Source organism: Pseudomonas sp. Z003-0.4C(8344-21) (assembly GCF_900104975.1).
In the GTDB taxonomy this organism is placed as follows: domain Bacteria; phylum Pseudomonadota; class Gammaproteobacteria; order Pseudomonadales; family Pseudomonadaceae; genus Aquipseudomonas; species Aquipseudomonas granadensis.
In genome coordinates, this window is record NZ_LT629756.1 from 3,824,039 (window position 1) to 3,835,357 (window position 11,319).

General features: G+C 49.9%; 8 protein-coding genes. 2 read left to right on the forward strand and 6 right to left on the reverse strand.

The features are described from left to right. Positions 1 to 228: 228 nt before the first annotated feature. Positions 229 to 4,008 carry an SIR2 family NAD-dependent protein deacylase gene (locus BLU24_RS17300; RefSeq protein WP_157720857.1) on the reverse strand — a complete coding sequence of 1,260 codons (3,780 nt, stop codon included), beginning with the start codon at positions 4,006 to 4,008 and terminating at the stop codon, positions 229 to 231. Positions 4,009 to 4,362: 354 nt separating this feature from the next. On the opposite strand from BLU24_RS17300, the gene BLU24_RS17305 reads away from it, so the two are divergent. Continuing rightward, a complete protein-coding gene (locus BLU24_RS17305; protein WP_093102077.1) occupies positions 4,363 to 4,656 on the forward strand; it encodes a hypothetical protein in 294 nt (97 codons plus the stop codon). Positions 4,657 to 4,709: 53 nt separating this feature from the next. Here BLU24_RS17305 and BLU24_RS17310 read toward each other — a convergent pair whose 3' ends face one another. Then, the gene (locus BLU24_RS17310) at positions 4,710 to 5,354 is read right to left on the reverse strand and encodes a thymidylate kinase (protein ID WP_093102080.1); all 645 of its coding nucleotides are present in this window, start codon (positions 5,352 to 5,354) and stop codon (positions 4,710 to 4,712) included. Positions 5,355 to 5,455: 101 nt separating this feature from the next. Here BLU24_RS17310 and BLU24_RS17315 point away from each other — a divergent pair, with 101 nt between their 5' ends. Beyond that, on the forward strand, positions 5,456 to 6,517 hold the full coding sequence (locus BLU24_RS17315; RefSeq protein WP_093102083.1) for an SDR family oxidoreductase: 1,062 nt from the start codon (positions 5,456 to 5,458) through the stop codon (positions 6,515 to 6,517). 161 nt (positions 6,518 to 6,678) lie between these two features. Here the strand turns inward: BLU24_RS17315 and BLU24_RS17320 are convergent, their stop codons facing one another. The 4 genes from BLU24_RS17320 to BLU24_RS17335 are packed head-to-tail and all read right to left on the reverse strand — an operon-like array spanning position 6,679 to position 10,915. Beyond that, positions 6,679 to 7,716, reverse strand: coding sequence for a DUF1254 domain-containing protein (locus BLU24_RS17320; protein ID WP_093102086.1), 1,038 nt, complete (start codon positions 7,714 to 7,716; stop codon positions 6,679 to 6,681). 51 nt (positions 7,717 to 7,767) lie between these two features. Next, on the reverse strand, positions 7,768 to 8,673 hold the full coding sequence (locus BLU24_RS17325) for a transporter (RefSeq protein WP_093102089.1): 906 nt from the start codon (positions 8,671 to 8,673) through the stop codon (positions 7,768 to 7,770). A 27-nt stretch (positions 8,674 to 8,700) separates the two neighbouring features. Next, a complete protein-coding gene (locus tag BLU24_RS17330; protein ID WP_093102092.1) occupies positions 8,701 to 10,101 on the reverse strand; it encodes a DUF1254 domain-containing protein in 1,401 nt (466 codons plus the stop codon). Between the two features lie 22 nt (positions 10,102 to 10,123). Continuing rightward, entirely contained in the window at positions 10,124 to 10,915 is a 792-nt protein-coding gene (locus BLU24_RS17335; protein WP_093102095.1) for a hypothetical protein, read from the reverse strand. Positions 10,916 to 11,319: the final 404 nt, after the last annotated feature.

Consider the following 11,319-nt stretch of genomic DNA (forward strand, 5'->3'; position numbering starts at 1 on the left):
AAAGTAAGCGCCTGAGATTGAAATCTTCACTTTGGGCAGAGGCTTCCCAGGCTCAGATTTCACGTAGCAGCGTGTAAAAAAAGGCGTTTTCACCGGCCAATATTCAGGCCATTTGGGCGAACCGACTTTTTCAACAGAATCGGCCAGTAGCGGACGCTTACGAGCGACCGCTACTGGCTAGACGCCGACCTTTATGCGAACTATTTTCGACCTGCAACTCTAAACTTATTAATTAAAATATCTCAGTTCAGGAAGAGGGTCAGAAATAGCCTGGCCGATCCACATTCTAGCTACGGTTTTTATTTCGTTGCTATCGATGTGCTGTAGAGCCTTTGCTAATCTTAAGCATCCAAGTCTGAGCTCAGGAACGACCTCATCAGGTATCCCCGTACCATTTGGTCGATTGTCATATCTCAACTCCTCAAGCAACATATTTAAACCACTTGCAAGCATTATGTATGAGCTAATGTTTAGCCAGCGCGGGTGACGCAACACTAGGTCCGCCATTAGGTTCAAAACGCTGAAAAGAACAGGCATTCGCCGTGTTGAAATGATTGCAGTGATAGTTTCTACTAGTGCAGCGGGAGGGGAAAAATTTGAGGATTTAGGATGCTTTAGCCAATACCAAAGTACTGATAGAGACTTATTGGCACGGGAAACATCAGAGCAGAGCAGACCCGATATTAACTTCTTCTCCACTTCGAGCAACTCGTCATTTGTCTGGCTAAAAACCTCGGCGACTCTAGTGCGCAAAAACTCGGCACCAACTAACGAAGACTCCTTGCGTACATTGGACACCCATGAAAAAACTTCGGAGTTGCAAAAAGCCTCATGTCCATGCTCATCAATTAACCGGGCCACAATTATATCTAAATCATTAAGTCTCTCAAGCGTCATTTCTACGAGCTCATTAATTCGCTCTATATTCTGTCGAATCAAGTTCCACTCATCATCCCACCATTCCTTAACGATAAGAATGCTCTTTATAAAATCTTTTCTAGACCACTTTGACCTTTCCAGTGAAGCTGCCATATTCACGAAAAAATCATCATTTACGCCTAGTCGCCATGAAATGCGTTTGTCAGCGTGGCTTCTCTCATTATCTGAAAGTACTCGAAAAGGCTTGATCTTTTGATTAAACAACCATTTTTTAAAGGTGCTATTCTGCGCTCTTATAGAGTCAGTCATCCAAAGCAAAGGCGCCCAATAATGGTGGCCCGGTATGATAGACCAACTTTCCTTGCTAACTAAAAGCGCATATATTTCTTGCGCCTGCAGCTCATTTATAAAACCCCACTCCCTCATCCAAAACAGACGCTGCCATATCCCAGCTAAATTTGAACGCGGACCAGTGTTGTTTTCTTCAGAATCTTTCAAAATAAAAATCAGTTCATCAATATCTTTTCTAATTTCGGCTGAGACAAAATCAACGGCAAGATCATCGGGCCGCTTTTCGATCTTATGAAACATCACCCAGCTATTCTGATAAAAGCTTCTAATTGATGCATCATGTGTCAAGGAAGGGATTGTTGCTATTGATCTTGCTAGTCTACCTCTATCAATTGAGTTTAAGTTTTCAAAACATCTAGCCAGGCAAGTTGCCAAAGTTTTCCATATCTCACTATGACGACCGATAACCTTTCCATGATGCAATGCCACAATCCTTTCACCAAACGAATAAACCACTTCTGAGTCAGTTAACCGAACAACAAGTCGCCCCACCAATTCAAGGTGAAACTCGGCAATCCTAGCAAGCTCATCATCGTCATGAGAACTTTCAAAAAAACGTTCAACCACACTCAAGGATCGGATACAAATCGAGCTCGCAAGATTCTCTTTAACCCGAGCAACTTGATAGCGAGACAACCAGCCTGCTGAATGCATCAGTTGATTATTAGTTCTTGGTTCGAGCATTTTTTTGTTCAAAGTGCGGATCATCACACTTAGCACTCGCTCCATTGAATCAACATACTGTACCCACCAAGCAGCTTGACTGAAAGTACTTATGTCGAAGGTCGTATTACCTACGCGCGGAACAAGGGAGACACGATCACTTAATGAAAGCCACGCGAATGCTGCATCAGTCTTTTTATCGAATGTGCTGGAATTTCCGATATGTCGCGTCGTTGAGTAATTTCCCAATTCGAACAAAGGAATACGGCTTGCAGGCTGTGACGGAGGGGGCGTCTCCGCGTTGAGATCAGCCATTAGCAACTGATGCTCCTGCATAACATCATGGTCAATAGCCGCCAAATCCGCTAATCGCTGGTTTAGTTCATCAGGGTGAAACTCATACTCCAAATCCCCTTCTTCTTCATGGAAGCTTACTGACCACGCTAGGGATTTCTGTAAATAGCTTATTGTTAAACAAGCCCAGGCCTCTTGGGAGAGATAATATACCGAGCTGGTTTTGGATCGTTGATTCTTTCTTATCTTCTTCAGCCCAACCAAACTGATTGCTAGCCCAAGCGAAACATCGCCAACTTCACCAAGCAACATCCCTTTTCGAACGTACATATATCCATCGGGGGACCGAATTTCCCAGTTCATCAGCATTGTTTTTGCTACGTCACGATCGCCTTTATAAAGGGCCAAAAGTACATTTTCGTAAATAAGCTCATCCTTTATGTGCAAATCGTTGGCGAATTTGTTTACAATTTTTGCATGCAGACTTTCGTACTCGCCCGGCCTTAACTCCTGCCTAGCCCAGCGAACTAAACTAATTGCCACCTCTTTCCACTTCTCATTAAAAGAGGATTGCGACTGTATGGAAAACTCACTTAGATATTCGTGCTCCGTTATTGCATCTTTAAATTTCAAATCCTCTGTTTCTGATAAAAGCTTGATAGAAAATTCAGCCAATCCATCATCAAAACATTGAAGTAAAATTTCATTGTGCCATGCATAATCCGCCATTATGGCCACGCCTACATGCGGCATGATTTGGAGTATGTGATCTTGGAGTTCTGCAGAGTATAAATATGCGGAAATTCGCCTGACACTTGATGAGAATCTTTGCCGAACGTCTCTCGGAGCAACAAACCATCCGGGATAACTCGCTCTTGCCTGCTGAAGATCTAGATAGTTCCTCAATACATAGTCTAGCTTTTCATCATTAGAGACCGTTGGGGTGTTAGGTAGAGCTATATAGTTGGAAAATATCCCCCAAGAATTTTTATCCGCACATAATGGCTCCTTCAGTATTCTGAATAACTCGCTATATCTAGCAGCGTAATCAGACTCTTCTATTCCTTCCACCATAGGCAGCACCACAGGTGTAACGCGGCGCGCTTCTAGCAATCGTTGCTGCCCAAGAGTCGGAGCGCTTCCTAAAAATAAATAAATAGGCAGAGCGTGTTGATCGAGCACATCTCTGACCCACCCAATCCAATGTAAAAAATTTGGATCATCGCCCGAGAAACCTATCAAACAAAAAATATTTTCTAGTATAGATTGTCGCACTAAATTAACGAACGGAGCAGACTGATCCGGGTAACGTCGATAATCCTCTTCAGTGAAGATAAAAGGACGCTGAGATGGAAATGAACCATGAAGCTTTACAATTCTTCTGCGGTTCAACATTTTTGACTGAGGGATATCTTCCCTGCACGTGACTACATAATGGGCATGATCGACAATATTTTCGGACGCACGCTCAAGCAAGGTGTCATAATTAGTTGTAAATACTTCGCACCATTGAAGTGCTAGGAGTTTTTTGTGCAAAACTCCGGGACTTACTTTGTCATCTGGGATGAGACGCTTTAGCAAATCCTCTAATGCTGGCTTAGAGAACACTCTCGCATATTGTTCACCCAGCTGGGTGACCATACTGGTGGAGAATTCCTTTAGCTCACCTTTATCGGGATTAAGCTCCCGCCATAGTTCTTGGGCTACTTCGTACCATGTTGCCAGATGATCACCATTCTCAGCATTCCTGCTGAATCCTGCTCCGACCATGATAGCTGCATTTCCGTTTTCCAACGCTCGCCGCACTGCGTCGTAATGCACTCTGCTTCCATCCATGCCGTTTACCCCTGACCAAACTGGTTATTTAGCAACCACAGTGATTTTTTTTGCAGGGTATAACTTGCGTAGATTAGGAGCAAATGGTGCGTTACCTCTTTCCCTACTGCACAAACGTAGATTTGAAGAACGCTTTGGCCAACGACTCAACTTGTCCAATCGATGGGGTTGAATGGCCGCCTTTGGCCGTAAGCAGGAGTTGCGCATGTCCGCGTATGGCCGATTGCAGACCTTCGTGACAGGCAGCAGTCGGCCAGAAGCAGACATTCCCTTGCGGCGCATGCATTCGCTGAAACCGGCCTGTAGTAGGATGCGGATTTAATCGAATGAAGCTTCATAATGAATATTCGGGCACTTGAAGAAAGCACTGTCTTATCGATCACAGTCGACCAAGCTCATCGCTTTTTCGAGATGGTTGTGAGACTGGATGACGGGACCAAAAACAAACTGATGGCATGGAACGCGGACGGCACGGAGCTAGCTATCAAACTTGGCGCTCTTTACGTTCAAAGCTGCAGCGAACTCGGAGAGCTTGAAGGGATAAACGTCGTTGAAAATGTTTTATTGCTTGAAGGTGATTTTGGAGATGTCACGATTCATGCTACCTCGTTTTCTATTGAACAACTGGTGTAACTACGGTTCTGGAGGCTATTACGAGCTGAAAGCGACCTACATGTCCGCCCCGCTCAGCCGAGCGGACTGAAACTGAGAACAGCGAGACCGCTGATCACCCGATTAATCTCCCCAACCACTCGCCTCGTCGCTTCCTCGATCGCTCCCTCATTCCGGCATAAAAACCAACCCTGTTCAGCAACCGCTCGCTCAAACGCCTGAGTACAAGCGACATGCTCCTCCAGACCGCGAAGCACAGTACTGCTCAAGCCGCGCCGTCGTGCAGCCGCCCTCGCCCAGGAAATTTCTGCCGCTGTGACCACCCCGACATGCAGGTCTGGCACTTGGACGTCACGATCAAGGTTCAACTGCAGGATTTCGGCGAACGGGACTGTGCGGCGAAACGCGGCCTCGGACGGGTACCAGCGATCGATCAGGATAATGCTGTCGATGGGTTGTTTCGTCAGCACGTGCCGGGAAATCCAGCGGCGGCTATCCGCCAGACGCTGGCAAACTTGCAGTTCCAGAGCCCGGTCAGGCTGGCGGGCAAGCCGGTTCACCAACTGCATGGTCTCGCCCCGGAACGGGTCGCTTTTCTTCTCGCAAAGCCGGATGACTTTCTGGTTGTCGGCCCTCAGGACTTCGGTGATGGCCTCAAGCAGCGAGGTCTTGCCGACGCCTTTGGGGCCATCCAGCGCGACAAACAGCGGACGATTCATTTTCACGGGCTTCAACGGGGATGGGTGACCACTCTAACGGATTTTCAGGTTGAACCTCTGCCGTTCAGGCGAACTCCCAAACCTGAATACAGGAGAAACCTATGACTCAGACAGCTTTGGTCGTGGGCGCCAGCGGCATCGTCGGCAGCGCCATCACGCAGTTACTCATCGACAACCAGTGGCAGGTCGCCGCGCTGTCGCGGCACCCGTCGCAAACGCCAGGCGTGATCCCGGTCGCAGCTGATCTCCAGGATCCGGCTTCGCTGGAACGAGCGCTCGCGGGGTTGAAACCCACCCATGTGTTCATCACCACATGGTCACGGCAAGCCACGGAAGCCGAGAACATTCGCGTCAATGCCGCCATGGTACGCAACGTGCTCAGCGCCGTTCGCCCAGCCAAGAGCGTTGAGCACGTAGCGCTGGTGACCGGCCTGAAACACTACCTCGGCCCGTTCGAAGCGTATGGAAAAGGCAGCCTTCCGCAAACGCCGTTTCGCGAAGAGCAGGGTCGTCTGGATGTCGAGAATTTCTACTACACCCAAGAAGACGAATTGTTCGCCGCCGCCGAAAAGGACGGTTTTACCTGGAGCGTTCATCGCCCGCATACCGTCACCGGAGTTGCCGTTGGCAACGCGATGAACATGGCGACCACCCTCGCCGTCTATGCCTCGATCTGCAAAAAAACCAACCGTCCTTTTGTGTTTCCCGGATCGAGGGTGCAGTGGGACAGCCTCACCGACATGACGGACGCCCGGCAGTTGGCGAAACAACAATTTTGGGCGGCCACCACGTCGGCGGCAGCCAACCAGGCATTTAATGTCACGAATGGCGATGTGTTTCGCTGGAAGTGGATGTGGAGCCGAATTGCCGACTACTTCGACTTGCCTGCTGCCGATTATCCCGCTTCCCTCTCGCCGCTGGAGAAGCAGATGGCCAACGACCAAACCGTATGGACGCAAATAGTTGCCGAACACGGTTTGAAAGAAGCTGACATCGGTCGCCTGATCTCGCCATGGCATACCGATGCCGATCTCGGCCGCCCCATTGAAGTGGTTACTGATATGTCGAAAAGCCGTGCAATGGGTTTCACTGCCTATCAGGCGAGCGATCAGGCGTTTTTCGATGTGTTCGACAAACTGCGCGAGATGCGCTTGATACCTTAGGTGATTCCGGACCGGATAGGCTCAGCTGATTTGAAGGAGAGGATAAGGAAATGACGAATGAATACTGATTGGCTGACGTGCTGGAAAGGAAATTGTTAGGGGCCAATGGGGCATGTGGATTGACCACAATGCCCACACCCAAGAGCCTCATCCTCGCTATCTTACATGGGCAGTGGTGACGGAAAAGCCCAAGCACCAGACAGGATCTCTGCGCGAGGACGGTAGAGCCTAACGGTATAGTTCCAGCCTTCAACTATCGGCAGGCAGTTTTCTGTGCTCGCCTCACAGCCGCCGAACTGAACCACTATAGCGCCGTCGGGTGATTGCTTCGCAGTGAGGTTATTCAGAGTGTAGGCGTTTTGCTTATTCTTCTCATAATAACCCTGAGCGTTATAAACACTGACCGACCAGAAACCATCCGCGGGGACATCCTTGACGGTTAGACGGTATACGGTTTTACCGTCGTTCTTCTCGGGAGTCACGTTGAGATACGTCGCGTCTTTATCAGGATTTCCACCCCATGCAGAGGCCGAGCCTAAAAGATGGCGAACAGGATCAACTTCTTCGGGCGTCCCAAATGCTTTTTTGAAATCGGGAATTGTTGAGGACAGCACTAAAAGCGCATCGCGAACTTTCCTCTGGCTGGCAGCATCCCATTTTGGAAGGCTGAGGGTGCCTGCGCTGGCCTGTTCCACCTTGATCCCGTCCTGAAGCGCGTGCACCTTTTTTACGTCTTCGACATTATTGGGATCAACCAAGGTGCGGATCGCCGTCACTACATAGCGAGTACCAACGGAATCGCGGGTTAGCACATGCTTGCCCGCTCCGTAAAACACATTCGGCACGAAGTGGTCTTCGTTGATCACTTGCATCGCCATGAACCGCTTGCCTGGATCCGGTAAGGTGATTGTTACCGGCCCCGCATCAAGATCGAATACACCGGAGGAGTACATCGTGTCCCTGTTCAATCGGACAACCGTTTGGTGGTCTATCGATGCCAATTCCCTGCGGTGCAGCATTTTGCCAAGCCCTCCCTGCTTGGTCAGAGAATCGATATAGAGATCCGATTCTGCTCGTACGAAGTTATCAACCGTCACCGGTTTGACCGCTGCTGCTTCGGCTGCATCTTCAGCGTTCACTGACCAGGAAATCCCCACGAGCAGAAAGATAGAAGCTACACGGACTGAGATGTTCTGCATTTTTAAACTTCCAAGTTAGAGGCCGTAACGTAGGTTCAGGTGTTACTCGCCTTACCATGCGTATTGAAGACGCAACGTCCAGGTGTTTACGTCGGGAGAGCCTTTACGCTCCGATACGGTGTCCGAATAGGCAATCAGGCCTCCAAACTGAGGAGAAAGCATGAATCCTACGCTGGCACCCAATAAGGCGTTTTCTTGTTTATTGTCCTGCCAGTTGCCATCGATTTTGGTTTCGCCGCCTCGGTTGTAGGTAGCGTCAAGCGATGCCCAAAGCGCGCGATTGATCGTGTAGCTGTAATGCCCTTCGACGGCATACAAAGGCTTCTGCTCGAGCTTGCTGTCGCCCTGATATTCATCATTGTCTCCGTACAGCGAGACGTACGTATTGAATTCGAGCCAGGTCGGGCCCAGAGGTGTACCGAAGGCCAGCTCAGGCTTAAAGGCCCACCGATTCGACCCTATGTTGATGATGCGATCCTTGTCGTAGTCCCCGGTTGGAGCCGTGATCCACAGTGCTCCGCTCAGGAACGTTTCAGGCGTCCAGTTGGCAAACTCTTCCTTGGTCAGCGCAGGGCCACCAAACAGGTTGTGCACGAGCACGACCTGGGTATCGGCCATGCCTCCGTTGTGCTTGGTGCCATCGAAAAATCGCGCGTTATCGAATGAAGCTGAAATGTCAGCATAGGGCTGCAGAATCTGAATGGCGCTGTTGCGTCCATCCACTGCAAAAGAGCGGGCATATCTCGCGATGTAAAGATTGGCGTCCAGTGACAGCCCCTTGATGGGCAGTGACGTATCAATCGGCGTGTTGGTGTCGATACGGTTGTAGTAACCGAACGCCATATTCAGATCGGTGGGCAGGTTCTGCCAATCCCGCGCATTGTCTGCATGACCAAACAGAGGGATTGCTATCAGCGCCATGCCCACCGAGTGGCGAACATACTTCTTAGAATGCATGCAACAGCTCCTGAGCAGCTGAATGATTTACTTTGCAGCCGGAAACAGCATCGGTAATTTCCACTGCCCTTCAGAAAATTTGGCAGTCGGCATGTAGATCCTCAGGACGCTATAAAACGGGCCATTCGGGGCCGGTAGCCAATTGCTTTCCTTGTTCTTGCCAGGTGACTCATGTTGCACATACAGAGTGAGTCCCCCATCAGGATCCATTTGAAGTTGATCCAGCATCCTGGAATTGATCAGGTAACGATTGATTGGGTTGTCCACCAAAAGCTTGGTCTTACCGTCATACATGGTCAGAGACCAGAACGCTTGCGCTGGCGGTAGCTCACCTTTGTTGAAGTGAAGCGTGTAAGTTTTCTGCGCGGCATTGACCGGGCTACCTTTAGCATCGGTGAAATAACCGATGTAGCTAGCTTCAGCCGAGGAATTGCCGAAGATGCCGACGTTCGCACCGACATACCGGTACAGGTAGTTGTTTTTAAGGTGTTCGCGCGTGCCAAAAAAATCACCACTTTCGACTTGGTGCGTATCAATCTTGGTCTTTTTGAATTCGGCAAACTCAGCCTTGCCCGCGTCGATGCCACGTTGCAGTGCGGCTAGCTGGTCTGCGCTGAGCTTGCCTTCATCAAATTTCTCTCCCGGCCCGACGCCAATCTTGCTGAACCGTTCGAATAGCGCCTTCTCGCTTGCGACTGGTTGTGCAAAACCAAGCACGAAATCCAGATAGCGGAACAACGCTGGGGTTTCGCTCATGCCCGCCTGCGGCTGGGGCCAGTTGATATCTGGCGCAGCGGCGGGAGCCGATTTTTTAAGATAAGAACTCAGAGGCTGAACTGCATATCCCTGCTGGATCTTTTTGACGTTAGCCAGATCCTTTTCGTCGAACAGCTGAGTTCGAATGAGGACGTAGACAATGTCTCCTTCGCTCTTGAGCGTCTTAGCGATGCCCGCCGGCGTCGAACCTTTCCACCCAGGGCCGGCGACGAGGAAATCCCCCCCTTCATTACCAGTAGTGCGGGTACCCAGATAATCGAAATTGTGGGTGTACAAGTCGATCATTTGCGCTGAGTAATACCGGTTTTTTTCTATCGCTGGCATCGTTAGTATCTGTGGCTCGCTGCGTAAATCCAGCCATACGAATGAATAAGGGGTGTCTGAGTTCGGGGTAACGAAAGCAGTGTCTTTGGGTGTGAACACCCGAGCCGTATTGCCGACCTTGTTGAAGGGCGCCTTGTAATCCGGGCCATCAGCCTTTACGGCTTGCGCATACAAGGTTTTGTACATCTCAACGACAGGAAAGCCATAGAGATAAGCCTCCTTGGCAATGGCTTCAGCCTCGCTAGGGGATGCGGTGAAATCGGCATAGGCGAGCGGGCTCAACAACACTGCCGAGGCAGTAACAAGCAGACCACGTAACGACGTCATTCCTGACTCTCCATGAGGCTATTCATTTACCAAAAGTGACGTTGAGGCCGGCAAAGACGGTGAACTGAGGCACTCCTGGGCCTTCATGCTGCACAGTCCATTGAGGTTCAACATAGGCATTGAGGATATTGGTGCCGGCCTTCCACGCTTTGCCAACCCCGAGCCCAATCGGAATGTAATGCGTGTCGTCCTTCAAATTGAAAGTCCAAGTACCTGTCGAGCGCAGGTACCAGCCCTTGGGGAGGTTATGGATGACAAAGGGCTGGAATGTGGCCGACTCGACGTGAGCTCTGTCACTGTCACCGGCAAAGGAGCTCTGGTACTGAACCAATGCACCTAGCAAGCCACTCGGCGAAGCATCAATAGCAACGGCTGCGAGTCCCGCTTGCCACTTTCCTGTTCCCAATTCATCACGGGCCGCAGTTGGCGCTGTTATCTGCGGGCCTATACCCAGTTGAACGCCTTCCGTTTTCAGCAAGAAAATATCGAAAAGATTCAAATCACCAATACCTGTGCTGTATCCACCATGCGGGTCTGGGCGGGTACTGATTGGCATTGTCGCTCTGAGCAATTGTGGAACAGGTGAAAAGTCGTTTGGAGCGACAGGCAGCGTTCCGCGCACCAATGCGTCATTGGTATGGACGTTAGTGTGATACAGCTTAGGTGTGTAGTAATCCTGAAGGTTGAGCCCCGGGGCCAAGTTCAAGGGGTTGTTACTTTTGTTAGCAGTCTCAGCATTATCGCCAAGCGCTTCGTGCGTACAAACCAAACCTACCGCGAGCGCCAGGACTTTACCTAGGGGGTTCCTTTCCATACTACAGTCGCTCATGAGGTCAAAGGTCGAGATTTATTTCATCCAACTGATTGACGTTAGCCGCAGTTCACGATTGCGCAAGGCACCGTGAAAAAGAAAATACGCGGATTGTTTTTGTGCAATTGACCTAGCGCTCGTATGTGTCGAGGAGAGCTGCTGTCTGGCCTAGCCTGCTTGGCGTCGACGCTCAGGATATGAGCTAAGGTGAATAACTTAGTCCACGTTGACGGCCATTTTTTCATGGCCGTCACGCAAATAAACGAGCAAGAAGCAGCGATAACATGGAGGTTTTATGCGCAGCGCGTCTGGTCGGTCGCTCAATAGTTTTTCTCTTTTTCGCCTACCAAGCGTTTTGTTGATTACTTTTTCTAACGCGCTAGTAATGTCAGAAGCAGAAGCTGCTT